The following is a 24,576-nucleotide window of genomic DNA, read 5'->3' as shown; positions in this document are numbered from 1 at the left end:
TCAGCCCGCCAAGTTGAAGTTGCCGTCGGCGCCGTAGATGGCGAGGGAGGTGAGCAGGGTGATCACGACGACCACGACGAGCGAGGCGCGCACGGCGTTGCCGACCGCCACGCCCACGCCGACCGGGCCGCCGGAGGCGTTGAAGCCGTAGTAGGTGTGGATCAGCATGACGGCGATGGCCATGCAGATCGCCTGCACGAACGACCACAGGATGTCCGAGGGGATCAGGAAGGTGGAGAAGTAGTGGTCGTAGACGCCCGGCGACTGGCCGTAGAGCACCACCGTGGCGAACCGGCTGGCCAGGAATGAGGCGAGCGCCGCGAGCGCGTACAGCGGGATGATCGCGATCATGCCGGCGACGATGCGGGTGCTCACCAGGAACGGGACCGACGCGATCGCCATCACCTCGAGGGCATCGATCTCTTCGCTGACGCGCATCGCACCCAGCTGTGCCGTCGCACCGGCCCCGATGGTGGCGGCCAGCGCGATACCGGCGATCACCGGGACCGCGATGCGGACGTTGATGAACGCGGAGAAGAAGCCGGTCAGGGCCTCGACGCCGATGTCGGCCAGCGAGTTGAAGCCCTGCACGGCGATGGTGCCGCCGGTGAACAGCGTCAAGAAGCCCACGACCACCACGGTGCCGCCGATCATCGCGAGCGCACCGGTGCCCATGGAGATCTCCGCGATCAGCCGCAGCGTCTCCTTCTTGTACTGCTTGACCGCGCGCGGAATCGAGATGACCGCGTCCCAGTAGAAGAGGGCCTGATCACCGATCTTGTTCCAGTCCTCACCGGCGCGCTTGAGCGCGACGCGTGCGGTCAGAAGTCTCGTCGTCCCCGGCAATACCATGATTCAGCCCATCGTCGCTTTCAGGCCGACCGCCGTCACCACGACGTTCACCACGAACAGCGCCATGAAGGAGTAGACGACGGTCTCGTTGACGGCGTCGCCGACGCCCTTGGCGCCGCCTTTCACATTCAGCCCGCGGTAGCAGGCGACCAGTCCCGCGAAAAGCCCGAACAGGGCGGCCTTGACCATCGAGATCACCAACTCGCCCAGCCCGGTGAGCAGCGTGAGGTTGGCGATGAAGGCGCCCGGGTTGACGTCCTGCAGGTACACGGAGAAGACGAAGCCGCCGGCGATGCCGATGGTGCACACCAGGCCGTTCAGCAGCAGCGCCACACAGGTGGAGGCCACCACGCGGGGCACCACCAGCCGGTGGATCGGATTGATGCCGAGCACGCGCATGGCGTCGATCTCTTCGCGGATGGTGCGCGCGCCCAGGTCGGCGCAGATGGCGGTGGCGCCGGCCCCGGCGACGATCAGCACGGTCACGATCGGACCGATCTGCGTGATGGTGCCCAGCGCCGCACCCGCGCCGGACAGGTCCTGCGCACCGATCTCGCGCAGCAGGATGTTCAGGGTGAAGCTCACCAGCACGGTGAACGGAATCGCCACCAGCAGGGTGGGCACCAGCGAGACGCGGGCGATCGCCCACGACTGCTCAATGGTCTCGCGCGCCTGAAAGGGGCGCCGAAACAGTTCGCGGGCCGATTCGACGGAAAGTGCGACGAAGTCGCCTACTCCGCCCATCGGGGCGGCGAGCCGGTTCAGCAAGTCCCCTCCTCGATGCACGTGAAGAGGAACTTATCACGCGCGGTAACGTCAATTTCTGTCTGCAAGGCTATGGCCGGTCACATGAGATCTTGCGCGGAAAACGTCCCTTTGTCAGCGCTTTTGAAGAAGGCGCCGAGCTCTGAGCCCAGAGCGGCGGGCTGCCACTGGTCCCCGTCCGCGGCGAAGACCTCGCGCACGGTCGGCGCCGCCATCAACATCACCTTGGGGCCGTAGACCACGAACACTTGGCCGCTGACGTCGGCCGCGTCGGGGCCGGCGAGGTAGCGAACGAGGGTCACCACGTGGTCGGGCGACAGCGGATCCACTTCGCCCTCGGGGGCGTCGCCGAAGACCTGTGCGGTCATCGCGGTTCGGGCGCGGGGGCAGATGGCGTTGGCGGTGACGCCGAAACGCTCGAGGGCGCGCGACGCGGTGAGCGTCAGCGCGGTGATACCGGCTTTCGCGGCGCCGTAGTTCGCCTGGCCGGCCGGGCCGAGCAGGCCGGCCTCCGACGAGGTGTTGATCAGGCGTCCGTACACCGGCGCCCCGGTCTCCTTGGACAGCGAGCGCCAGTAGGCGGCGGCGTTGCGGTTCAGCAGGAAGTGCCCGCGAAGGTGCACGCGGACCACCGCGTCCCACTGATCGTCGGTCATGTTGAACAGCATCGCGTCGCGCGTGATGCCGGCGTTGTTGACGACGATGTGCAGGCCGCCCAGGTCCTCGGTGGCCACGCGCAGGATCTCGGCGGCGGTCTGCGCCTCCGAGATGTCACCGGCGACCGGGATCGCGGTGCCACCGGCCGCGGCGACCTGGTCGACCACGTCGCTGGCGTCGAGGGCGGAGGCCAGATCGTTGACGATCACCGTGGCACCGTCGGCGCCCAGCCCGATGGCCTCGGCGCGGCCCAGCCCCGCCCCGGCTCCGGTGACGACGGCGATGCGTCCCGACAACGACTCAGTCATGAAAGTTCCTCTCAACGCGTACAGCGAAGTAGAACATGTTCTAACACATTCGAAGAAATCGCATAGCCGACTCGGGCATCCCCGCGGCCCGGAGTCACTCCAGGAACAGTGCCGAGCGCGGGCAGCTGGCGACCACCTGACGCATCTCCTCTTCGCGTTCGGCGGGCACCTCCTCCTCCAGAATCACCAGGTAATCGTTGTCATCGAGCTCGAAGACATCGGGCGCCATCCCCACGCAGACCGCATTGGACTCGCAGAGGTCGAAATCGCACTTGACTCGCATCAGTTTCCTCTCGTCGTCCGCCGACCAGGTTGACGGACCCTGTGATTACACGTTAGAACGTGTTTCAGAACTAGCCAAGCAGGAGACGCCAGATGCGCATCGCTTACACCCCCGAGCAAGACGAGTTGCGTCGCGAATTGCGCGCCTACTTCTCCGCCCTGATGACCCCCGAACGCCGGGCCGCGTTGTCCGGCGGCGAGGGCGAGATGGGCGAGGGCGACGCCTACCGTGACGTGGTGAAACAGATGGGTACCGACGGCTGGCTGGCCCTCGGCTGGCCCACCGAATACGGCGGCGCCAACCGCTCGATGATGGATCAGCTGATCTTCACCGACGAGGCCGCGATCGCCGGCGCACCGGTCCCGTTCCTGACCATCAACTCGGTCGCGCCGACCATCATGTCGTACGGAACCGACGAGCAGAAGGAGTTCCTTCTGCCGCGCATCGCCGCCGGCGATCTGCACTTCTCGATCGGCTACTCCGAGCCCGGCGCGGGCACCGATCTGGCCGCCCTGCGGACCACCGCGGTGCGCGACGGAGACGAGTACCTGATCAACGGCCAGAAGATGTGGACCAGCCTGATCCCCTACGCGGACTACGTCTGGCTGGCCTGCCGCACCGACCCGGAGGCCTCCAAGCACAAGGGCATCTCGATGCTCATCGTGCCGACCGACGCCGACGGATTCTCGTACACCCCCGTGCACACCATGTCCGGCGTCGACACCTCGGCGACCTACTACCAGGACGTGCGGGTGCCGATCACCGCGCGGGTGGGCGAGGAGGGCGGCGGCTGGCCGCTGGTGACCAACCAGCTCAACCACGAACGCGTCGCCCTGTGCAGCGCGGCCCCGATCCAGACCGCCCTGCGCGAGACGGTGGCCTTCGCGCGGGAGGCCAAGACCGGCGACGGCCGGCCGCTGATGGACACCCCCTGGGTGCGCGCCAACCTGGCGCGGGTGCACGCGAAGGTGGAGTTCCTCAAGCTGATCAATTGGAAGATCGCCTCGATCGCCGCGCAGGGCGGCTCCCCGTCGCCCGCCGACGCCTCGGCCACCAAGGTCTTCGGCACCGAGTTCGCCACCGAGGCGTACCGGCTGCTGATGGAGGTCCTCGGCCCGGCGGCGACGTTGCGGGCGAACAGTCCCGGCGCCCACCTGGCCGGCCGGCTGGAACGGTTCGCGCGCACCTCGCTGATCCTGACCTTCGGCGGCGGCACCAACGAGATCCAGCGCGACATCATCGGCATGCTCGCCCTGAAACTGCCCCCGGCCCGGCGCTGACCCCCCTTCCGGCGAAGAGAGACATCATGGACTTCACCCCTTCCGAAGCCGCCTCCACGGTCGGCGCCCTGGCCGCCGACATCGCGGCCGCGATCAGCACCTCCGAGCGCGTCGCCGAACTGGAGGCCGCCGCGGCTCCGATCGATGCCACGCTCTGGCACGAGCTCGCCGGCGCCGGCCTGCTCGGACTCGCCGCCGCCCCGGATCCGGGCGGTGACGATTCGGCGGACCAGGAGCAGTTCGGGACCGAGGAGACGACGGCGGTGGCGACCGCTCTCGGCCGGCACCTGGCGCGCGTCCCCTACGGCCCGCACGCGGTGGCCGCCGTCCCCGCGCTGAGCGAGTTCGGTTCCGCCGCGGTGATCGACGAACTGCTCGCCCCGGCCTGCGCGGGCGAGGCGATCGTCAGCGCCGCCTTCGAAGAGGACCTCGGGACCTCGGCACTCACCCCGTCCGCGACGCTCGGCGGCGACGGGGGTCTCCGGCTCACCGGCTCCAAGGTGAACGTGCCCTACGCCGCGGCCGCGCACGCCCTGCTGGTCAACGCGACCGGTCCCGACGGCGCGGTGGTCGCGGTGGTGCGCACCGATGCCGGCGGCGTCACGGTCACCGAGACGCCGAGCACCGGACATGTCCCGGTGTACGCCGTCGCCTTCGACGGTGTCGCGGTGACCGACCAGCAGGTGCTGTCCGGCGGCGCGGTCACCGTCGCGCACGTGGCCGATCTGCTGACGCTGGCCGTCGCCGCCGATCAGTCCGGCGTGGTGACCGCCGCGGTGGAGGCGACCGCCGAGTACGCCCGCGAGCGTGAACAGTTCGGGCGCCCCATCGGCTCGTTCCAGGCCGTCGCGCAGCGCCTGGCCGACGGCTACATCGACGCGCAGGGTCTGGCCCTGACCACCGCGCAGGCCGCGTGGCTGATGTCCGGGAACGCCGACTGCACCGCCGAGGAGATCTCGGCGGCGGTGGCCACGGCGAAGTTCTGGGCAGACGATGCCGGACACCGGGTGGCGCACACCGCCGTCCACGTGCACGGCGGCGTCGGCCTGGACACCTCACACCCGGCACACCGGTACTTCTTGCGCGCCAAGCAGAACGAGTTCACCTACGGGTGCGGTCCAGTCGCCCTGGAAGAGATCGGCGACCTGATCGCCTCCGGCACACTCGAGGGATTGCCCTGACCGTCCGCAGCGCGGACACTGCCCCCGCGGTCACCGATCCGCGCACGCTCACCGAACTGCTGCGGCCGCTCGCGGGCGTGACCGACCGCGGGCTGTACGCCGGAGACGAGTTCGTCTCCTGGAGGGCCCATCTCACCGCAGGCGCCGTCCGCGCCGCCGCGCTGCGACGGCTCCTCGATCCGGCGCGGCCACCGCATGTCGGGGTCCTTCTGCCGAACGTGCCCGAGTTCAGCTACCTGTTCACCGCGGCAGCACTCGGCGGCTGCGTCCTGGTCGGTCTCAATCCGACGCGGCGCGGCGCGGCGCTGGCGGCCGACATCGAGCGCGCCGACTGCCAGACGGTCCTGGCCGATGCTTCGACTCTCGCGCTGGTGCCCGACGGCGTGCCGGTGCTCGATGTCGACGGCCCGCAGTGGCGGACGCTGCTGACCGAGGCCGCCGCCACCGTCACCGGCGATGCGGCGGCCCACGTCCCCGAGGCAGACCCGGACGATCTGGTGATGCTGATCTTCACCTCCGGTACCACCGGCGACCCGAAAGCCGTGCGCTGCAGCCAGCGCAAGTTCGCCGCGGCCGGCGCCATGCTGGCCGACCGCTTCGCCATCGGCGCCGACGACGTCGTCTACCTGGCGATGCCGATGTTCCATTCGAACGCGCTGATCGCCGGATGGTCGGTCGCGGCCGCCGGCGGCGCGTCATTGGTTCTGCGAGAGCGCTTCTCGGCGGGTGGCTTCGGCGACGACGTCCGGCGCTTCGGCGTCACGTACGCCAATTACGTCGGCAAGCCGCTGCACTACGTCCTGGCGACGCCGGAACGCCCCGACGACGCGCAGACCTCGCTGCGGATCATGTACGGCAACGAGGCGAGCGCCGCCGACCGAGCCGAGTTCGCCCGCCGGTTCGGCGTGCGGGTGGTCGACGGTTTCGGCTCCACCGAGGGCGGAGTCTCGATCACCCGCACCCCCGAGACGCCCGACGACGCCCTGGGCCCGCTGCGCCCGCCGGTGGCCGTCGTCGACCCGGACACGCTGGCGCCCGTGCCGACCGGCGAGATCGGCGAGATCGTCAACACCTCCGGGCCGGGGGTGTTCGACGGCTACTACGACGATCCCGCGGCGACCGCGCATCGGCTGCGCGGCGGCATGTACCGCACCGGCGACCTGGGGTGGGTCGACGGGGACGGATTCATCCACTTCGCCGGCCGCCTCGGCGACTGGCTGCGGGTGGACGGCGAGAACCTCGGCACCCGCCCGATCGAACAGGTCTTGCTGCGGCATCCGGCGATCACCGAGGCCGTCGTCTTCGGTGTGCCGGCCGAGATCGGGGACCGCGTCGGCGCCGCTCTGATCGCGCCCGGGCTGACCGGAGCAGAACTCACCGCGTTCCTCTCCGACCAGCCCGATCTGGGCCCCAAGCAGTACCCCACACTGGTCTGGCTGGTCGACGATCTTCCTCAGACCGCGACCCACAAGACCGCCCGTGCCGCCGTCGTGTCCGCGCTCGGCCCACCCGACTGGCGACTCTAGCCCCCTGTTTTGTCCCTACCCTGACGTATGCGGGGGTGCGTCCCTGGATGGGCGCGGCTCTGCGGCATACGTCAGGGTAGGGGCAGCAGCGCCATCTCCCGCGCGTTGCGAACCGCCGTGGCCAACTGCCGTTGCTGCTGCGGCGAGAGCCCGGTGACCTGCCGCGACCGGATCCGGCCCCGATCGGTCAGGAACCGGCGCAGGGTCGCGGTGTCCTTGTAATCGAAGGTGAGTGCAGGGTCGGCCTTCTTCCGGGGCCGCTTGCGCTCGGCGGGGCTTCGTCGTTTCGCCATCACCAGCTCGCCTTCGAGATGCCGGGCAGCTCGCCCTTGTGTGCCATCTCCCGGAACCGGATCCGGGAGAGTCCTGCTTTGCGCAGATAGCCGCGCGGCCTCCCGTCGACGGCGTCGCGGTTGCGCAACCGCACCGGGCTCGCATCGCGCGGCTGCCGGGCGAGTTCGGACTGCGCCCGGTCCCGCTGGGCTACGGTGCTCGCCGGATCCCTGATGATCCGCTTCAGCTCGCGCCGCCGCTCCGCGTAGCGCGCGACGGTCTCGCGGCGCCGCGCCTCGGCGACGATCTTGGACTTCTTCGCCATGGTCTTCTCCTCAGCGCTCTTCGCGGAACTCGACGTGCCGGCGCACGATGGGGTCGTACTTGCGCAACGTCAGCCGGTCCGGATCGTTGCGCCGGTTCTTGCGGGTGACGTACGTGTAGCCGGTGTCGGCCGTGGACCGGAGTTTCACCACCGGTCGCATATCGGTGCTCTTGGCCATCAGAACCTCTCCCCCGCGGCCCGCCGGCGAGCGATCACCGCGTCGATCCCGTCGCGATCGATGATCTTGATCCCGTCGGTACTCACGCGCAGGGTCACCCGGCGACGTTCGCTCGGCACCCAGTACGTGCGGCGCTGGATGTTCGGCCGCCACTGGCGTGCGGTGCGGCGATGCGAGTGCGAGACCTGTTTTCCGAAACCGGGGACCTTGCCGGTCACCTGGCATCTGGCAGACATGCGTCCTCCCTAATGAGAATGATTGGCAATAAGACTCCAGGGACGCTAGCCTATGTTCCAGACTAATGACAACTGTTATCGATAAGGAGGGAGCTGCATGACCGCCGTTTCCGACCGCACTCCGGTGACCCTGGTGAGCAGCCTGCACCGCGAGGCCGCCGCCCGGATCGCCAACGCCCTCGCCCTCCCCGGCACCGCGTTGATCTCCCACGACCTGCGCGCGCTCCCGCTCGGGTACGTCCTGCGGCAGACGCGCACCGTGCTCGGTGGTGCCGACCAGTTCGCCATCGAGGGCGTCAAACTGGAACACGGCTGCGCCACCTGCACCCTGCGGCACGACCTCCTCCCCCTGCTGCGCACACTGCATCGCACGCCCGGCGTCGAGCGGATCGTCGTGGTCCTGGACCCGGCCTTCGAGCCCGAGCCGGTGGTCGCCGAGATCGTCGGCACCGTGGTGGAGACCGACGAGTTGCCGGCCGGCACCGCCGGCGACGACGTGGTGGTGCGCGCCACCCTCACGTCGGTGGACGCGGCGTCCTGGCTGGAGGACGCGACCGGCGACCGCACACTGACCGAGGCGGGCGTGTCGGCGGTGGAGGACGAGCGCACGCTGGCCCAGGCCGCTGTCGCCCAGGTCCGGTTCGCCGACGTGGTGGTTGTCGAGACCTCCGGGGCGGCGGACGACCGCTACCGGGACGCGCAGCTGTCGGCAGCACTGCGCCGGATCAACCCGGCGGCGATCCAGCATCCGGTGCGGCCCGACGACCCGTTCGGACCGGACGAACTGCTGATCTCACTGGCCACCGTGCGCCCGGAGTCGCGGCGCGGACGCCTGACCACACCCTTCGATCCCCTGCTCGACGGCTGCCCGCCGCTCGAGGCCGACTGCGGGATCGAGGTGGTGACCTTCGAGGCGCCGCGCGCCTTCCATCCGGAGCGTCTGCACGGCGCGCTCGACGTCCTCCTCGAGGGCGTGATCTGCGCCCGCGGACGGCTGTGGCTGACCTCCAGCCCGGACCACGTGCTGTGGCTGGAGTCGGCGGGCGGCGCGCTCGGCATCAGCAAGGTGGCCCGCTGGCTCGCCGCGCGCAGCGAAGAGGAACTGGCCGCCGTGGACCCGGAGGTGCGCGCCATGGCCTCGCTGCGCTGGGACGGCGAGCACGGCGACCGGCACTCGTCCATCGTCGTCGTCGTGCACCGCGCCGACCGTGCCGAGATCGAGGAGGCACTGACCGGCGCCCTGCTGACCGACGCCGAGATCGCGTGCGGCGCAGACTATCTGGCTGCACTTCCGTCGCCGTTCGGCGACGTCCATCACGACCCCTGCTCAGACTCCCCGCGCGGGGAGTCCGACTCGATCTCACACGAGGAGACCACCCGATGAAACCAGGCATCCACCCCGACTACGGCCCCGTCGTGTTCCGTGACGCGACCACCGGCACGCAGTTCCTGACCCGCTCCACCGCCACGTCCGAAGCGACGGTCGAGTGGGAGGACGGCAACGTCTACCCGCTGATCGTGGTGGAGGTGAGCAGCGACTCGCACCCCTTCTGGACCGGCAACCAGCGCCTGCTGGACACCGCGGGACGCGTGGAGAAGTTCAACCGGAAATACGGCCGGGCCTGAGAGCCGATCAGTCGCCGAGCGTTCCGTTCATCCGCTTCACCGAGTCGCCGTACCCGTCGACCATCGCCGCGATCATGTCGGCGACGGGCAGGACGTCGTTGAAGCGGCCGACGATCTGCCCGGCCGGCATGGCCACCACGTCCGGATCGTCGGACTGGGAGATCCGTGCGTGCGCCTCGCCGACCAGCAGGTTCTGCAGCGGCATGGGCAGCGGGTCCGGAGCGCCGGCGGCGTCCCACGCATCGGTCCACTTGGTCTTGAGCAGCCGGGCCGGCTTGCCCGAATAGATGCGCCGGCGCACGGTGTCCCGCGAGGTGGCTTTGAGCAGCGCCTGCTGCACAGTCGACGGGCCGTCGCCGGTCGCGCCGAGCTGGTATTCGGCGGCGGTCAACCAGGCGGTGCCCATCCAGACGCCCTGGGTGCCGAGCGCGAGAGCGGCGGCCATCTGCCGCCCGTCGCCCACGCCGCCGGCGGCCAGGACCGGAGCCAGGTCGCCCACGGCGTCCACGATCTCCGGCCACAGCACCATCGAGGTGACCTCACCGGTGTGTCCGCCGCCCTCGTAGCCCTGCGCGATCACGATGTCGACGCCGGCCTGAACGTGGTTGAGCGCATGCTCACGCGAGCCGGCGAGGGCGGCCACGGCCACCCCGTGCCGATGCGAGAGGTCGATGACGTCTTCCGGCGGTGAGCCGAGCGCATTGGCGATCAGTTTGATCTGCCCGTACTTGGCGGCGTGCTCCATCGCGACGTCGACGTGCGAGCGGGCCACCGAATGCAGCCAGCCGAGCACACCGGTGTTCACCCGGTCGCCGCCGTCGGGCAGCGGCGGCACCCCCAGGTCGTCCAGGGTGCGCTCGACGAAGGCCCGGTGCTCCGGCGGGATCATGGTGTCCAGGTCGGTGCGCGAGCCCTCGGTGGGGATCTTGGCCGGCATCACCACGTCGACGCCGAACGGCTTGCCGTCGGTGTTCTCGTGCATCCACTCGAGGACGTCGTTGAGTTCGCCGGGGTCGTTGAAGCGGACGCAGCCGAGGACGCCCAGGCCGCCGGCCCGGCTGATCGCCGCGGCCACGTCTTGGCTGGGAGTGAACCCGAAGATGGGGTAGTCGATACCGAAACGCTCGGTCAGGTCGGTGCGGATACTGGATGCGGTCATGTCAGGCCTTCGTTGAGGTGGAGTCGACGGCCACTTGGTCGTCGGGGTCGCGGGAGTCGGCGATCTCGGCCGCCCAGCGATAGTCGGGTTTTCCTGCGGGCGAACGCTTCAGCGCGTCGACGAACCAGACGCTGCGCGGGCATTTGTAGCCGGCCAGTTCGGTCCGCACGACGGCGTTGAGTTCGTCGAGGGCCGGTCGCGCGCCGTCCCGGGTGGCGATCACCGCCGCGACGCGTTGCCCGAAAAGCTCATCGGGAACACCGACGACGACGGTGTCCAGGACTGCCGGGTGCCCCTTCAGTGCGGCCTCGACCTCCTCCGGGAAGACCTTCTCGCCGCCGGTGTTGATGGAGACCGAACCGCGCCCCAGCATGGTGATGGTGCCGTCGGCCTCCACCACCGCGTGGTCGCCGGGCAGCGAGTAGCGCACGCCGTCGTAGACGACGAAGGTCTCCGCCGATTTGGCCGGATCGTTGTGGTAGCGCAGCGGGATGTGACCGGAGCGGGCGAGCCTGCCGACTTCGCCGCTGCCCGGGGTCACCTCGGTGCCGTCCTCGCGCAGCACGTGCGTATTGGGGTCGGCCTTGACCGTCGGGGCCCCGACGCGGCTCTGGCCCTTGACGGCCAGACCCATGCCCCCGAAGCCGGTCTCGGAGGAGCCGATGGCGTCGACGATCACCGCATTCGGGAAGCGTTCGAGATACCGGTCCTTGACCGCCGGGGAGAACAGCGCCGCCGACGAGGCCACCGAGACCACCGTCGAGGTGTCGTAGTCCCCCTCCGTCAGCGCATCGATCATCGGGCGCCCCATCGCGTCTCCGGTGATGAAGACGACGTTCACCCCGTGGTCGCCGACCGCGCGCCAGACATCGTGCGGGTCGAACTCGGGATAGACGACGGCCTTGCCGCCGGCGAACAGCGACTGGAAGATCGCCCACTGGCTGCCGCCGTGGATGAACGGCGGGATCGGGAAGCGGACCAGTTGCCCCGCCTCGGCGCCGGTGCGCGCGTGCTCCCACTCGTCCTCGACCGGCCGGCCGGTGTACCAGTCGATACCGCCGCCGAGGACGCGCCAGACGTCCTCCTGCCGCCAGACGACACCCTTGGGTTTTCCGGTGGTGCCACCGGTGTAGAGCATGTACAGGTCGTCGCCGGAGCGGTCCTCGAAGTCGCGGTCGGCGCGGGCCTTCGCGACGGCCCGGTGGTAGTCGAGTGCCGCGGCTCCACCGCGCCCGTCGCCGGACGGCCCCGACTCCTCGTCCGACTCCTCACCGACGACGATCCGCGCGGTGATGCCGGTGGGCGTTTCCGATAACACGTTGCACACGCGATCGGTGTACCTGTCCTCGTGGATCAGCACCTTCATGCCGGAGTCGGTGAACAGATGCTCCAGCTCGTGCTCCACGTAGCGGTAGTTGATGTTGGCCATCACCGCCCGCGCCTTGAAGATCGCCAGCATCGCCTCGACGGCTTCGATGGTGTTTCGGCTGTACAGCCCGACCGCATCGCCCGGCTCGACGCCGAGCTCGCGCAACGTGTGGGCGAGGGCGTTGCTGCGCTCTTCCAGCTCGGCATAGGTCCGGCTGCGGTCACCGGATTCGAGCGCGATGCGCTCGGGCATCAGGTCGACCGCGTGCTCGAAAAGGTCAGCGATAGTGAAAGCCATGGGTCAAAACTAGAACGTGTTACTGTTCGCGGCAAGTGTTTGAGCTAGGAGGACCCGATGCCCGATACCGCCCCCGAGTGCCTCGTCGAGAAGCGCGGTCACGTTCTGATCGTGACGATGAACCGTCCGCAGGCGCGAAACGCGCTGTCCGGCGAGATGATGCGGATCATGGAGCAGGCCTGGGACCAGGTCGACGACGACCCCGACATCCGCGTCGCGATCCTCACCGGCGCCGGCGGCTACTTCTGCGCGGGCGCCGATCTGAAGGCGATGAACAAGTCCGCTCCGGGCGACTCCTTCGCCAAGGGCGGCTGGGATCTGACCAAGCTCCCCGCCCTCCTGAAGGGCCGGCGCCTGACCAAGCCGCTGATCGCCGCCGTCGAGGGCCCGGCCATCGCCGGGGGCACCGAGATCCTGCAGGGCACCGACATCCGGGTGGCCGGTGAGAGTGCGAAGTTCGGTGTGTCCGAGGCGAAGTGGGGCCTGTTCCCGCTCGGCGGCAGCGCCGTCCGCCTGGTCCGCCAGATCCCGTACACCGTCGCCTGCGACATCCTCCTGACCGGCCGGCACGTCTCCGCGGCCGAGGCGCTCGAGTACGGACTGATCGGCCACGTGGTGCCCGACGGCACCGCCCTGGACAAGGCCCTCGAGCTGGCCGACCAGATCGCCGCGAACGGCCCGCTCGCCGTCCAGGCCATCCTCAAGACCATCCGCGACAGCGAGGGCTTGCACGAGGAGGAGGCCTTCAAGATCGACGCCGCCCTCGGCGCACAGGTCTTCCAGTCCGCCGACGCCAAGATCGGCCCCCGCGCCTTCGCCTCCAAGGAGAAGCCCGCTTTCACCGGCGCGTGACGATTGCGCCTTTCGCCCGGCATGCCAACCGTGGTGCACTGAGAGCGCGAGGATCACCCTCGTCGGGCCGCGGTCCGAGACGCAGAGAAGAGGTAGCGCATGCTTTCACTCGGGTTCTTCGGATGGATCATCATCGGTGGTCTCGCCGGCTGGATCGGCAGCAAGATCATGGGGACCGATAAGCAGCAGGGCATTCTCCTCAACATCGTCGTGGGCATCATCGGCGGCCTCATCGGTGGCATGGTGCTCGGGCTCGTCTTCGACGTGGAGTCCGGCGGCTGGTTCTTCAGCTTCCTCACCTGCCTCCTGGGATCGGTGATCCTGCTCTGGATCGTCAAGGCTGTGACAGGACGCAAGACGTCGGCCTAGTCACCGCTGGTACGGGAAGGGCGGCGCTCCATCGAGCGCCGCCCTTCGCGCATCTGCCAGACCCCCTTGACACCACCTCAATTAGAGAGAACTCTCTAATTGGTGGACATCGAACTGGCACGAGAAGTCCTGGCGGCACAACCCTTCAGCCGGTTGCTCGGAGCCCGCATCGCCGACGTCACCGACGAGTACGTGGTGCTCGAGCTGGACGTGGACGACCGGCTGCGTCAGCAGTTCGGCCTGATCCACGGCGGGGTGCTCGCCTATCTCGCCGACAACTCGCTCACCTACGCGGCCGCCCTGGGCCTGGGCGCCGACCTGCTGACCAACGGTTTCACCATCGACTACATCTCCGCGGCACGCGACGGTGCCGCGCTGCGAGCCACTGCACGACTGGTGCACTCCGGACGGCGCAAGGCCACCAGCAGGTGCGAGATCGAGATCATCGACGACGACGGGAACGCGACTCTGTGCGCCGTCGCACAGGGCACGGCGCTGTCGACGGCCCGGGAGGCCTGAGTGGCACGGGCTGCGCGGTTCACCGCCGACGAGTTGCTCGACGCCGCCCTCGAACTGGCCGTCGAGGGCGGCCCGGCCGCGGTCAGCATCGCCGCGATCTCGCGCCGCACCGGCGCCCCGTCCGGCTCCGTCTACCACCGCTTCGCCGGCCGCGAGGAACTCCTCGCCACCCTGTGGCTGCGCACGATCGAGGAGTTCCAGCAGGGCATGATCGCCGCGCTGGCGATCGCCGACACCGACCTCGCGATCGACGCCTGCCTGGCCCACGCCTTCGACTGGACGGCCGCACACCCGCAGAAGACCCGTCTGCTGCTGCAGTTCAGCGCGCACGACCTCGTCGCCGACTGGCCGGAATCGCTCGGCGCGCGAGTGCACGGCGCCAATCGGCGACTGCGCGAGGCGATCGCCGACCTGGCCCGGCGGCGGTTCGGCTCGGTGACCGCCGAGACGGTGGACCGCACCGTGTACGCCCTGGCCGACCTGCCCTACGCCGCGATCCGCCGGCACCTGCCCGACGGGCGGCCCCGCCCGTGGCTGCGCGAGTTCACCGCCGCCACCGCACACCGGGTCCTGGCGGTCGGTCAGTAGCGGCGTGGTTTCGACTCCGCTCAAACCCCGTCCACCAGCTCCCCCAGGGCGGTGACCGTGGGGACGTCGCGTGCGGTCACCATCAGGGTGGTGACGCCCGCGGCGGTCCAGTCGCCGATCTGTGCGCGGACCTCGTCGACGGTGCCCAACAGCATGGTCTCCCGGACCATCTCGTCCGGGACCGCAGCGACGGCATCGGTCTTGCGGCCGGCACGGAACAGGCGGCCGATCTCGTCGACCTGTGCCCCGTATCCCATGCGCCGATAGAGGTCGGCGTGGAAGTTGCGCTCCTGCGTCCCCATGCCCCCGACGTACAGCGCAGTCGACGGCCGGTAGCGGTCGATCGCGACGGCGACGTCGTCGGTGATGACGCACTGGACGGTGGCGGCGATCTCGAAGTCCGCGCGGGTGCGGCGCGCTCCGGGCCGCGCGAAGCCCTCGTCGAGCCACTCGTTGTACTGTCCGGCCATCCGCGGTGAGAAGAAGATCGCGAGCCAGCCGTCGGCGATCTCCGCGGTCTGGGCGACGTTGCGCGGCCCCTCCGCACCGAGCCAGATCGGGATGTCGGCACGCAGCGGATGGGTGATCGGCTTGAGCGGTTTGCCCAGGCCGGTGACCCCCGGCTCCCCGGCCGGAACCGGCAACCGGTAGTGCGGCCCGTCGCTGGTGACCGCCTTCTCGCGCGCCAGCACCTCGCGCACGATCCGCACGTACTCCCGCGTGCGCGCCAACGGTTTGGCGAACGGCTGGCCGTACCAGCCCTCCACCACCTGCGGACCGGAGACGCCGAGACCGATGATGTGCCGTCCGCCGGAGAGGTGATCGAGCGTCAGCGCCGCCATCGCCAGCGAGGTCGGCGGGCGGGCCGACAGTTGCGCCACCGCGGTGCCCAAGCGCACCCGCGAGGTGGAGGCCCCCCACCAGGCCAGCGGCGTGTAGGCGTCCGAGCCCCACGACTCGGCGGTGAACACCGAGTCGAAGCCGGAATCCTCCGCCGCCCGGACCAGCTCGTGCGCGGACGCCGGCGGGTCGGCGCCCCAATAGCCCAGTTGCAGCCCAAGTTTCATCATGTCCTCCGATCGGAATGCTTGCGCTCGATACTAGAACCTGTTCTACTTTCGGTGTGACCCCCAGCACCGCGATCAACCCCGTGCCGTCGAGCCCACAGGTCGAGGTCCCCGTTCCGGAGACGGAGATCCTCGAGGCCGACCTCGCCATCTCGTTCGACTACACGCGCTCACTCGGACCCGTGCTGTCCCCGTTCGCCCTCGCTCTGCGCGAGGGCGAGATCCTCGGCGGGCGCACCAGCGACGGTCGCACCCTGGTGCCGCCGGTCGAGTTCGATCCGATCACCGGAAAGCAGACCACCGAGTTGGTCGAGGTCGCTCCGGTGGGCACCGTCACCAGCTGGTCGTGGCAACCCGATCCGATTGCCGGACAACCCCTTTCGAAGCCGTTCGCGTGGGCCCTGATCCGGCTCGACGGCACCGACAGCTCCGTGCTGCACGCGGTCGACGTCGACGGTCCCGACCTGATGTCGACCGGCATGCGCGTGCACGCGACGTGGCGTCCGGTGCGCACCGGACGCATCGACGACATCGCCTGCTTCGTCCCCGGCGACATGCCGGCGGCCGCCCCGCCGAACGACGGCGCCCCGCCCATCACCGACGACGCCGGCAACGTGACCATCACGACGCCGATCTCCCTCACGGTCCGCCATGCGGCCACCGAAGAGGAGTCCTGGTACTTGGAGGGCCTGCGCACCGGAAAGCTGCTCGGCGGCCGCGTGGCCACCGGCGAGGTGTACTTCCCGCCGCGCCAGGCGAGCCCGGCGGACGGATCGAGAACCGTTGGCCAAGTGGAGGTCTCGGACTCGGGCACCGTCACCACCTTCTGCATCGTGAACGTTCCGTTCCTGGGTCAGCAGATCAAGCCGCCGTACGTCGCGGCCTACGTCCTGCTCGACGGCGCCGACATCCCCTTCCTGCACCTGATCCTGGACTGCCCCGCCGAGGACGTCCGGATGGGCATGCGGGTCAAGGCCGTCTGGCGCCCCGAGGAGGAGTGGGATCACACCCTCCGCAACATCAGCCATTTCGCTCCGACCGGTGAACCCGACGCGCCGTTCGAGTCTTACCGGAACCACCTGTAGAGGGAGCCGCACACAGCCATGAGTCATCCCGAACTGCCGCGGATCGCGGTGGTGGGCTTCGCCCACAGCCGCAACGTCCCGGCCAGCACCGGCACCACCAACGGCGTGGAGATGCTGATCCCCTGCTTCAACCGCTTGTACTCGCAGCTGCAGATCAGCCGCTCCGACATCGGATTCTGGTGCAGTGGATCATCGGATTACCTTGCCGGGCGCGCGTTCTCGTTCATCTCCGCCATCGACGCCATCGGTGCGGTACCGCCGATCAACGAATCGCACGTCGAGATGGACGGCGCCTGGGCCCTGTACGAGGCCTGGGTCAAGATCCTGACCGGCGAGGTGGACGTGGCCCTGGCCTACGGCTTCGGCAAGTCCTCGGCCGGCGACGCCGACAAGACCCTGGCGCTGCAGACCGACCCGTACACCGTCGCACCGCTGCTGCCCGAGGCGCGCTCACTGGCGGGCCTGCAGGCCCGCACCGGGCTGGACTCGGGCGCCTGGACCGAACGGGAGATGGCCGAGGTGGCCGCCCGCGGCAGCGGCGCCGACGTCGACGAGCTCCTGGCCACCGACTACGTGTCCGACCCGCTCCGCGCGCACGACATCGCGCCCTACGCCGACGCGGCCGCCGCGGTGGTCCTCGCCACCGAGGAGCGCGCCCGGGAGCTGACCGACAACCCCGCCTTCATCACCGGCTGGGATCACCGGATCGACACCCCGAACTTCGGCGCCCGGGACCTCACCGTCTCACCGTCGACCGCGCTGGCCGGCGACACCGCCTTCGGTGATCGCAGCCGCGCCGTGGACGTCGCCGAACTCCAGGCGCCGTACACGCACCAGGAGATCATCCTCCGGAGAGCGCTCGGCCTCCCCGACTCGGTGCGGATCAATCCGTCCGGCGGCGCGCTCGCCGGCAACGCACTCTTCTCCGGCGGCCTTCAGCGCATCGGCTACGCCGCCCACGCCATCCTTTCCGGACAGGCCCAGACTGCACTGGCTCACGCGACCAGCGGGCCGCTGCTGCAGCAGAACATGGTCGTGACACTCGCAGGAGGCGAGAACTGATGGGACGCTACCGTTCTGCGGTGCTGGGCACCGGACAGACCAAGTATGTCGCCAAGCGTACCGACGTCACCATGGCCGGCATGGTCCGCGAGGCCATCGACCGCGCCCTGGCCGACGCCCAGGTGTCGATGGACGAGATCGACGCGATCGTGATCGGTAAGGCCCCCGACCTGTTCGAGGGCACGATGATGCCCGAACTGGCGATGGCCGAGGCCATCGGTGCGGTGGGCAAGCGGTTGATCCGCGTCCACACCGCGGGCTCGGTCGGCGGCTCCACCGCCGTCGTCGGGTCGTCGCTGGTCTCCTCCGGTGTGCACCGCCGCGTCCTGGCGGTCGCCTGGGAGAAGCAGTCCGAGTCGAACGCCATGTGGGCGCTGTCGATTCCGGTGCCGTTCACCATGCCGGTCGGCGCAGGCGCGGGCGGGTTCTTCGCCCCGCACGTGCGCTCGTACATCAACCAGTCCGGCGCACCGCAGCACATCGGGGCGATGGTCGCCACCAAGGACCGCCGCAACGGCGCCAAGAACCCCCTGGCCCATCTTCACCAGCCCGACATCACCGTCGAGAAGGTGATGAGCTCACAGATGCTGTGGGATCCGATCCGCTACGACGAGACCTGCCCGTCGTCGGACGGGGCCTGCGCGGTGGTGATCGGCGACGAGGCCGCCGCGGATGCCGCCGTCGCCGACGGCCGCCCGGTCGCCTGGGTGCACGCCACCGCGATGCGGACCGAGCCGCTGGCCTACAGCCACCGGAACGTCGTCAGCCCGCAAGCCGGCCGGGATGCCGCTGCGGCCCTGTGGCGCGACGCCGGGATCACCGATCCACTCACCGAAGTGGACGCCGCCGAGATCTACGTACCCTTCTCGTGGTTCGAGCCGATGTGGCTGGAGAACCTCGGGTTCGTCCCCGAGAACGAAGGGTGGAAGCTCACCGAGGCCGGCGAGACCGAGATCGGCGGCACGCTGCCGGTCAACGCGTCCGGCGGTGTGCTGTCCTCCAACCCGATCGGCGCGTCCGGCATGATCCGCTGCGCAGAGGCGGCGATCCAGGTGATGGGCAAGGCCGGCGACCACCAGGTTCCCGGCGCCCGCAAGGCGCTCGGTCACGCCTACGGCGGCGGCTCGCAGTACTTCTCCATGTGGCTGGTGGGGGCGGACAAGCCGTAACGGCGCTGCATCTATTCCGGCACCGACCTTCATCCGGACTCAGGTCCGGTTTACACTGGGGCTCCCGTACCACTTTCAAGGAGCCGCTCATGACCCCCGTCCAGACCGGACAGTCCCTCGCCACCACCGTCGCCCGGATCATTCTGGGCATCATCTTCTTCGTCCACGGCTGGCAGAAGTTCTTCCAGACCGGCATCAGCGACGTCGCCGCCGGCTTCGAGGCCATGGGTGTGCCCGCCCCGACCTTCTCGGCCTGGTTCGCCGGGATCGTCGAACTGGTGGGCGGTGCCGCCCTGATCCTCGGTCTGGCCGTGCCGGTGTTCGCGATCCTGCTCATCATCGACATGATCGGCGCCATCTTCACCACGCACATCGACCAGGGCTTCTGGAACGGCGACGGCGGCTACGAGTTCAACTTGGCACTCATCGCCGGCCTGATCGCCGTGGGCTTCGCCTCCCAGGGCCGCCTGTCGGTCGACGGCAACGTCGTGGCCTCGCGCCAGAAGCAGTAGCCGCCCCCGCGGGCAACAGCGAAAAGCGGTGGGCCACCGGGGAATCCCCGGTGGCCCACCGCTTGTGTTTCGCTTTCCCGTCAGGCGGGCCGGAGCGATTGCATGGTCTTCTCCACTTCCCAGAAGGCACGGAGAGCCAGCAGATCGCCGTTGGCGTCCGCCTTGTAGGTGAACACCCCGTCGGCCTCGGTGATGTGGCCGCCGATGTGGGTGACGATCTTGCCGATGTAGGCGACCTCGTCCCCGCAGATGATCTCCTTGTCGAAGACGAAGTCGATCTTCTCGGTGGTGCCGATGGTCTTGTCCCAGAACGCCGCGAGTTGCTCGGGGCCGCGATGCCCCACACCCTCCTCGTCGAACATCGACGGTCCGACGGGATCCTCGACGGTCCCGCCGGCCGCGAAGTTCGCCAGCCACGCGTCCTTGTCCCGCGCTTCGACGGCCTCCCGGGACCGCCGCCCGGCGAGCACCGCCGCGTGGTTCTCCCGGTCGATGTTCAGGTAGGGAGGCAGCTCACCGTCACTTGGCGCCATAGTCGACCTGAAGCTCCTTGATGCCGTTGATCCATCCGTGACGCAGACGACGCGGCTGCTCCAGCTTGGTGATGTCGGGCACCAGGTCGGCCAGGGCGTTGAACATCAGGTTGATCTCCATGCGGGCCAGGTTGGCGCCGATGCAGAAGTGCGTGCCGTTGCCGCCGAAGCCGACGTGCGGGTTCGGGTCGCGCAGGATGTTGAAGGTGAACGGGTCGTCGAAGACGTCCTCGTCGTAGTTGGCCGAGCCGTAGAACAGCCCCACCCGGTCGCCCTTCTTGATCTGCTGGCCGCCGATCTCCAGGTCCCGCAGCGCGGTGCGCTGGAAGGTGTTGACCGGGGTGGCCCAGCGGACGATCTCGTCGACCGCGGTGGCCGGGCGCTCCTTCTTGAACAGCTCCCACTGATCCGGGTTGTCCAAAAAGGCGTTCATGCCGTGGCTGATGGCGTTGCGGGTGGTCTCGTTGCCGGCCACCGCCAGCAGGATGAAGAAGAACCCGAACTCGGTCTCGTCCAGCGAGTGACCGTCGATGTCGGCGTTCACCAGCTTGGTGACGATGTCGTCGGCCGGGCACTTCCGGCGCTCTTCGGCCATGGTGTAGCCGTAGCCGAGGATCTGGGCGTTGGCCTCCTTGGGATCCATCGGGTAGTCCGGGTCGTCGGCGTTCATCATCGAGTTGGACCACTCGAAGATCTTCATCCGGTCTTCCTGGGGGACGCCCAGCAGGTCGGCGATCGCCATCAGGGGCAGATCCACCGCGACCTGGTGCACGAAGTCGCCGGAGCCGGACTCGGCGGCCTCGGTCACGATGCGGCGTGCGGCCTCGTCGAGCGTCTCCTCGAGGGCGTGGACCGCCTTCGGGGTGAACAGACGCGAGACGATCTTGCGCATGCGGGTGTGCTCGGGCGGATCGTGGTTGATCAGCAGAGCCTTGGTGATCTCGATCTCGTCGGCGCCCATGTCGTCGTCGAAACGCATGATCACGCCGTTCTCGTTCGCCGACCAGTCGTCGGCGTTCTTCGAGATGTCACGGATGTCCTGGTGCTTGGAGATCACCCAGTAGCCGCCGTCGCTGAAGCCGCCACCCTTGCCGGGCAGTTGCGGGTTCCACCAGACGGGTGCGGTTTTCCGGAGTTCGGCGAACTCCTTGACCGGGATCCCCTGTTCCAGCAGGTCCGGGTCCGTGAAGTCCCAGCCTTCCTGGTCCAGGAACGGACACCGGCCGGCCGACTCGGCCGCCGGAACGCTCTGCGTCATCTGAGTCAACGCCTCCACCTTTGCTCGGGCACGTTCACGGCGATAGGCGCCAGAACGAGAACCTGTTTCAGTATGTGTCATCCATCACTGTGCCACAACGGTTAGACGTAGACAAGAACGTGTTCTAGTTTTAACTCATGGGCCGTCGCCGGACGGCCCCGAATCGAGAGAGGTGGACGCATGGGCGCACCGGTGATCGTATCGGCTGTCCGAACCCCCATCGGCAAGCGAAACGGCTGGTTGTCGGGGTTGCACGCAAGCGAGATCCTGGGTGCCGCACAGGCGGGGGTGATCTCCGCGGCCGGCATCCCGGCGAGCGAGGTAGAACAGGTTATCGGTGGCTGCGTGATGCAGGTCGGTGAACAGGGCAACAACGTGACCCGCACCGCCTGGCTGCACGCCGGACTTCCGTGGCAGACCGGCGCCACCACCGTCGACTGCCAGTGCGGTTCGGCGCAGCAGGCCAACCACCTGATCGCCGGACTGATCGCCACCGGCGCGATCGACGTGGGCGTCGCCTGCGGTGTGGAGTGCATGTCGCACGTGCCGCTCGGCGCCAACGTGGGCACCGACGCCGGCCCGCGCCGCCCCGACTCGTGGGACATCGATATGCCCAACCAGTTCGACGCCGCCGAGCGGATCGCCCAGCGGCGCGGGATCACCCGCCAGGAGGTCGACGAACTCGGTCTGCGCAGCCAGCAGAACGCGCAGCGCGCCTGGGCGGAGGGCCGCTTCGACCGCGAGGTCCTGTCGATGAAGGCCCCCGAACGCACCCGCGAGGGCGAGCTGACCGGACAGATCCTGGACGTGAGCCGTGATCAGGGACTGCGCGAGACCACCATCGACTCGCTGACCGGCCTCAAGCCGGTGATCGAGGGCGGCATTCACACCGCCGGCAACTCCTCCCAGATCTCCGACGGCGCGGCCGCGGTGATGCTGATGGACGAGGACAAGGCCAAGGCGCTGGGGCTGCGTCCGCGCGCTCGCATCAAGGCCCAGGCACTGGTCGGCGCCGAGCCGTACTACCACCTGGACGGCCCCGTGCAGGCCACCGAACGGGTGCTGGAGCGCTCGGGCATGTCGATGAGCGACATCGACGTCGTGGAGATCAACGAGGCCTTCGCTTCGGTGGTGCTCAGCTGGGCGCGCGTGCACAACCCGGACATGGACAAGGTGAACGTCAACGGCGGCGCGATCGCTCTGGGGCATCCGGTCGGCAGCACCGGCTCGCGACTGATCACGACGGCCCTGCACGAGCTCGAGCGCTCCGACGCGCAGACCGCGTTGGTCACCATGTGCGCCGGCGGCGCTCTGGCCACCGCGACCATCCTGGAGCGGATCTGACGCCGTGGATCCCAGCCGCCGTCCCGCTCAACTCGATTCGCCGATCGTCGCTGCCCTCATCAAGGTCGGTTCGCGTCTCAACACGCGCCTGTACAAGGTGACCGGCGGACGGCTCGGCAATCGGTGGCGGGTCGGCGCGGCCTTCACCAAACCGGCGCCGGTGGGGCTGCTGACCACTGTCGGCCGCAAGTCGGGACAGCGGCGGACCGCGCCGCTGATCTACCTGCGCGACGACTCCACCGGCACCGAGCGTTTCGTGGTGGTCGCCTCTCAGGGCGGCCTGCCGCGCAACCCCGCGTGGTATCTCAACCTGGTCGCCGAGCCGGACGTGGAGTTTCAGATCGGCGGTCGCACGCACTCGCTGCGGGCCCGCACCGCCGATCCCGACGAGCGCGCCGCCCTGTGGCCCGCGCTGGTGGACCTCTACGCCGACTACGACACCTACGCCGCCTGGACCGACCGCGAGATCCCGGTGGTGATCTGCGAACCCAGGACTTAAGGCCGCAGCACTGCCGGCCCCGCCGCGGGTAGGGTCGGCGGCATGAGCGGGTCCAGACTCCGGGACCTCGCCGACCGAGACGATGTCGTCGAGCTCCTGGGTGACTTCTACCATCGGGCGTTCGCGGACGAACTGCTGCGGCCGGTCTTCGTCGACGTCGCCCGGATGGACCTGTCCACGCACCTTCCGGCCATCACCGACTTCTGGTGCAAGGCCGTCCTGAAGCAGGGTGAGTACCGGCGCAACGTCTCGGCCCCGCACCGCGAGCTCCACCAGATCGCCCATTTGGAGCCGCGGCATTTCGAGCGCTGGCTCCTGTTGTGGCACAGCACCATCGACAGCCGTCACGCCGGCCGCAATGCCGACATCGCGAAGCTGCAGGGCGCACGCATCGCCTATTCGATGTGCCGGATGCTCACCGGCGAATCGGCGGACGCCATCGCCGAATGGCTCGAGACCACCGGCCATCAGCTGGGTGCGCACGGCCCCGGCGCCGCCGGCGCGCCTGAATCCTCGACGCGCCCGGTCCGTCAACGCGCATAGTCCCTGAGCACCTCGAGTGCGGCCGCGCCGTAGCCGCCGCCGAACAGGACGGCGTGCACCAGCAGCGGCGGCAGCTGATACCAGCGCAGGCGGGACCGCCAGCCCGCGGCCGGCGCGAAGACTTCCTCGTAGGCGGCGAAGCAGTCGGCCCCGAAACCGCCGAACAGCGTCATCATCGCCAGGTCGATCTCCCGGTGGGCCCAGTGGGCTGCCGGATCGATGAGCCAGTTGCGTCCACCCGCCCCGATCATCCGGTTGCCCGCCCAGAGGTCGCCGTGGACCAGCGCCGGCGGCTCCGGTGGCCCGCAGAGTTCCGCAGCGCGCGGGGCCAGCCGGTCGATCAGCACGCGAGCTTCGGGGGCCACCACTCCCTGCGCGATCCCTCGGTCGATCAGCGGGATCACCCGCCGGTGGACGAAGAACTCGGGCCAGTCCGCCGTGGGCGTCAGGTCCACCTGCGCGGACCCGAGGTAGCCGGCCGGAGCCCCGTCGAGCCCTCCGAACAGATCGTGGCCGGTGCGATGCAGGTGCGCCAGACCGCGACCCAGATCGGTTTCGGTGCTCGCCGACGCCCGCCCGCCCTCGATCCACTCCAGGACCAGTCCGGACGGGCTCTCGCGAATGATCTCCGGGACCCCGAGTCCGCCGGAACGAGCCCGCATTGCGCGCAGACCGGCGGCTTCGCGCTCGAACAGGTCCGGCGTCGCGCGGGGCCGCCATTTGAGGAACAGCGGGCCGTCGCCGGTCTCCAGCCGGTAGGCGCGGGCGATGTCGCCCCCGGAGACCGGCGACGCCGACCGCACACCGAGTCCGTCGATCAGTTCAGTGGGCAGCTCGGTCAGTGACATACCGCCATGATGC

At 69.2% G+C, this 24,576-nt stretch carries 30 protein-coding genes; 16 read left to right on the top strand and 14 right to left on the bottom strand.

Going from position 1 to position 24,576, the window contains the following annotated elements:
* The 4 genes from ABD732_RS06420 to ABD732_RS06405 form a co-directional block, all read right to left on the bottom strand.
* Positions 1–852 carry an ABC transporter permease gene (locus tag ABD732_RS06420; protein WP_344781777.1) on the bottom strand — a complete coding sequence of 284 codons (852 nt, stop codon included), beginning with the start codon at positions 850–852 and terminating at the stop codon, positions 1–3.
* A gap of 3 nt (positions 853–855) precedes the next feature.
* Positions 856–1,620, bottom strand: coding sequence for an MlaE family ABC transporter permease (locus tag ABD732_RS06415; RefSeq protein ID WP_344781775.1), 765 nt, complete (start codon positions 1,618–1,620; stop codon positions 856–858).
* Between the two features lie 77 nt (positions 1,621–1,697).
* Positions 1,698–2,582 (bottom strand): 3-oxoacyl-ACP reductase, encoded by an 885-nt coding sequence (locus ABD732_RS06410; RefSeq protein ID WP_344781773.1) that lies wholly within the window; start codon positions 2,580–2,582, stop codon positions 1,698–1,700.
* A gap of 94 nt (positions 2,583–2,676) precedes the next feature.
* Positions 2,677–2,865, bottom strand: coding sequence for a ferredoxin (locus tag ABD732_RS06405; protein WP_344781771.1), 189 nt, complete (start codon positions 2,863–2,865; stop codon positions 2,677–2,679).
* Between the two features lie 92 nt (positions 2,866–2,957).
* On the opposite strand from ABD732_RS06405, the gene ABD732_RS06400 reads away from it, so the two are divergent.
* The 3 genes from ABD732_RS06400 to ABD732_RS06390 all read left to right on the top strand — a co-directional run bounded on the left by ABD732_RS06400 (position 2,958) and on the right by ABD732_RS06390 (position 6,852).
* Positions 2,958–4,145 carry an acyl-CoA dehydrogenase family protein gene (locus ABD732_RS06400; RefSeq protein ID WP_344781769.1) on the top strand — a complete coding sequence of 396 codons (1,188 nt, stop codon included), beginning with the start codon at positions 2,958–2,960 and terminating at the stop codon, positions 4,143–4,145.
* Between the two features lie 26 nt (positions 4,146–4,171).
* Positions 4,172–5,326, top strand: coding sequence for an acyl-CoA dehydrogenase family protein (locus ABD732_RS06395; protein ID WP_344781767.1), 1,155 nt, complete (start codon positions 4,172–4,174; stop codon positions 5,324–5,326).
* Positions 5,327–5,403: 77 nt separating this feature from the next.
* On the top strand, positions 5,404–6,852 hold the full coding sequence (locus ABD732_RS06390; protein ID WP_344781765.1) for an AMP-binding protein: 1,449 nt from the start codon (positions 5,404–5,406) through the stop codon (positions 6,850–6,852).
* A gap of 71 nt (positions 6,853–6,923) precedes the next feature.
* On the opposite strand, the gene rpsR is transcribed toward ABD732_RS06390, so the two are convergent.
* The 4 genes from rpsR to rpmB are packed head-to-tail and all read right to left on the bottom strand — an operon-like array spanning position 6,924 to position 7,864.
* A complete protein-coding gene (gene rpsR, locus ABD732_RS06385) occupies positions 6,924–7,145 on the bottom strand; it encodes a 30S ribosomal protein S18 (protein ID WP_344781763.1) in 222 nt (73 codons plus the stop codon).
* Positions 7,145–7,450, bottom strand: a complete 306-nt coding sequence (gene rpsN / locus ABD732_RS06380) for a 30S ribosomal protein S14 (protein ID WP_344781761.1) — start codon at positions 7,448–7,450, stop codon at positions 7,145–7,147. Before rpsN ends, rpsR begins: the two co-directional genes overlap by 1 nt.
* A 10-nt stretch (positions 7,451–7,460) precedes the next feature.
* Positions 7,461–7,631, bottom strand: a complete 171-nt coding sequence (rpmG, locus tag ABD732_RS06375) for a 50S ribosomal protein L33 (protein ID WP_344782022.1) — start codon at positions 7,629–7,631, stop codon at positions 7,461–7,463.
* A complete protein-coding gene (rpmB, locus tag ABD732_RS06370; RefSeq protein WP_344781759.1) occupies positions 7,628–7,864 on the bottom strand; it encodes a 50S ribosomal protein L28 in 237 nt (78 codons plus the stop codon). The genes rpmG and rpmB overlap by 4 nt, the downstream gene beginning before the upstream one ends.
* 97 nt (positions 7,865–7,961) lie before the next feature.
* Here rpmB and mrf point away from each other — a divergent pair, with 97 nt between their 5' ends.
* Entirely contained in the window at positions 7,962–9,248 is a 1,287-nt protein-coding gene (gene mrf, locus ABD732_RS06365; protein ID WP_344781757.1) for a ribosome hibernation factor-recruiting GTPase MRF, read from the top strand.
* Entirely contained in the window at positions 9,245–9,490 is a 246-nt protein-coding gene (locus tag ABD732_RS06360) for a type B 50S ribosomal protein L31 (protein WP_344781755.1), read from the top strand. The genes mrf and ABD732_RS06360 overlap by 4 nt, the downstream gene beginning before the upstream one ends.
* 7 nt (positions 9,491–9,497) lie before the next feature.
* Here ABD732_RS06360 and ABD732_RS06355 read toward each other — a convergent pair whose 3' ends face one another.
* Both ABD732_RS06355 and ABD732_RS06350 read right to left on the bottom strand, forming a co-directional pair.
* The gene (locus ABD732_RS06355) at positions 9,498–10,634 is read right to left on the bottom strand and encodes an NAD(P)H-dependent flavin oxidoreductase (RefSeq protein WP_344782020.1); all 1,137 of its coding nucleotides are present in this window, start codon (positions 10,632–10,634) and stop codon (positions 9,498–9,500) included.
* A gap of 16 nt (positions 10,635–10,650) precedes the next feature.
* Positions 10,651–12,315, bottom strand: coding sequence for an acyl-CoA synthetase (locus ABD732_RS06350; protein WP_344781753.1), 1,665 nt, complete (start codon positions 12,313–12,315; stop codon positions 10,651–10,653).
* A 57-nt stretch (positions 12,316–12,372) separates the two neighbouring features.
* On the opposite strand from ABD732_RS06350, the gene ABD732_RS06345 reads away from it, so the two are divergent.
* The 4 genes from ABD732_RS06345 to ABD732_RS06330 all read left to right on the top strand — a co-directional run bounded on the left by ABD732_RS06345 (position 12,373) and on the right by ABD732_RS06330 (position 14,643).
* Positions 12,373–13,167, top strand: coding sequence for a crotonase/enoyl-CoA hydratase family protein (locus tag ABD732_RS06345; RefSeq protein WP_344781751.1), 795 nt, complete (start codon positions 12,373–12,375; stop codon positions 13,165–13,167).
* Between the two features lie 99 nt (positions 13,168–13,266).
* Positions 13,267–13,536 carry a GlsB/YeaQ/YmgE family stress response membrane protein gene (locus tag ABD732_RS06340; RefSeq protein ID WP_344781749.1) on the top strand — a complete coding sequence of 90 codons (270 nt, stop codon included), beginning with the start codon at positions 13,267–13,269 and terminating at the stop codon, positions 13,534–13,536.
* Positions 13,537–13,635: 99 nt separating this feature from the next.
* On the top strand, positions 13,636–14,055 hold the full coding sequence (locus ABD732_RS06335) for a PaaI family thioesterase (protein WP_344781747.1): 420 nt from the start codon (positions 13,636–13,638) through the stop codon (positions 14,053–14,055).
* Complete coding sequence (locus ABD732_RS06330) at positions 14,056–14,643, top strand: TetR/AcrR family transcriptional regulator (RefSeq protein ID WP_344781745.1); 588 nt, start codon at positions 14,056–14,058, stop codon at positions 14,641–14,643.
* A 20-nt stretch (positions 14,644–14,663) separates the two neighbouring features.
* Here the strand turns inward: ABD732_RS06330 and ABD732_RS06325 are convergent, their stop codons facing one another.
* The gene (locus ABD732_RS06325) at positions 14,664–15,710 is read right to left on the bottom strand and encodes an LLM class F420-dependent oxidoreductase (protein ID WP_344782018.1); all 1,047 of its coding nucleotides are present in this window, start codon (positions 15,708–15,710) and stop codon (positions 14,664–14,666) included.
* Positions 15,711–15,766: 56 nt separating this feature from the next.
* Here ABD732_RS06325 and ABD732_RS06320 point away from each other — a divergent pair, with 56 nt between their 5' ends.
* From ABD732_RS06320 to ABD732_RS06305, 4 genes are all read left to right on the top strand, one after another.
* A complete protein-coding gene (locus ABD732_RS06320; protein ID WP_344781743.1) occupies positions 15,767–16,795 on the top strand; it encodes a Zn-ribbon domain-containing OB-fold protein in 1,029 nt (342 codons plus the stop codon).
* Positions 16,796–16,813: 18 nt separating this feature from the next.
* Entirely contained in the window at positions 16,814–17,857 is a 1,044-nt protein-coding gene (locus ABD732_RS06315; RefSeq protein WP_344781741.1) for a thiolase domain-containing protein, read from the top strand.
* On the top strand, positions 17,857–19,026 hold the full coding sequence (locus ABD732_RS06310) for a thiolase domain-containing protein (protein ID WP_344781739.1): 1,170 nt from the start codon (positions 17,857–17,859) through the stop codon (positions 19,024–19,026). Before ABD732_RS06315 ends, ABD732_RS06310 begins: the two co-directional genes overlap by 1 nt.
* 89 nt (positions 19,027–19,115) lie before the next feature.
* A complete protein-coding gene (locus ABD732_RS06305; RefSeq protein ID WP_344781737.1) occupies positions 19,116–19,538 on the top strand; it encodes a DoxX family protein in 423 nt (140 codons plus the stop codon).
* Positions 19,539–19,618: 80 nt separating this feature from the next.
* On the opposite strand, the gene ABD732_RS06300 is transcribed toward ABD732_RS06305, so the two are convergent.
* Together ABD732_RS06300 and ABD732_RS06295 are read right to left on the bottom strand one after the other, a co-directional pair.
* The gene (locus ABD732_RS06300) at positions 19,619–20,071 is read right to left on the bottom strand and encodes a nuclear transport factor 2 family protein (RefSeq protein ID WP_344781735.1); all 453 of its coding nucleotides are present in this window, start codon (positions 20,069–20,071) and stop codon (positions 19,619–19,621) included.
* On the bottom strand, positions 20,058–21,329 hold the full coding sequence (locus ABD732_RS06295; protein ID WP_344782016.1) for a cytochrome P450: 1,272 nt from the start codon (positions 21,327–21,329) through the stop codon (positions 20,058–20,060). The genes ABD732_RS06300 and ABD732_RS06295 overlap by 14 nt, the downstream gene beginning before the upstream one ends.
* Before the next feature lie 180 nt (positions 21,330–21,509).
* Here ABD732_RS06295 and ABD732_RS06290 point away from each other — a divergent pair, with 180 nt between their 5' ends.
* Genes ABD732_RS06290 through ABD732_RS06280 form a run of 3 tightly spaced genes read left to right on the top strand, consistent with a single transcriptional unit; the run spans position 21,510 to position 23,715 of the window.
* Positions 21,510–22,673 carry a steroid 3-ketoacyl-CoA thiolase gene (locus ABD732_RS06290; protein ID WP_344781733.1) on the top strand — a complete coding sequence of 388 codons (1,164 nt, stop codon included), beginning with the start codon at positions 21,510–21,512 and terminating at the stop codon, positions 22,671–22,673.
* 4 nt (positions 22,674–22,677) lie between these two features.
* Entirely contained in the window at positions 22,678–23,172 is a 495-nt protein-coding gene (locus ABD732_RS06285; protein ID WP_344781731.1) for a nitroreductase family deazaflavin-dependent oxidoreductase, read from the top strand.
* Between the two features lie 42 nt (positions 23,173–23,214).
* Positions 23,215–23,715, top strand: a complete 501-nt coding sequence (locus ABD732_RS06280; protein WP_344781729.1) for a group III truncated hemoglobin — start codon at positions 23,215–23,217, stop codon at positions 23,713–23,715.
* Here the strand turns inward: ABD732_RS06280 and ABD732_RS06275 are convergent.
* Entirely contained in the window at positions 23,703–24,563 is an 861-nt protein-coding gene (locus tag ABD732_RS06275; RefSeq protein ID WP_344781727.1) for a fructosamine kinase family protein, read from the bottom strand. The genes ABD732_RS06280 and ABD732_RS06275 overlap by 13 nt on opposite strands.
* Between the last annotated feature and the right edge of the window lie 13 nt (positions 24,564–24,576).

This window comes from Gordonia caeni (assembly GCF_039537105.1).
Classification (GTDB): Bacteria; Actinomycetota; Actinomycetes; order Mycobacteriales; family Mycobacteriaceae; genus Gordonia; species Gordonia caeni.
Note: the sequence above shows the minus strand (reverse complement) of the source record. Positions and strands in the feature narration are given on the sequence as shown.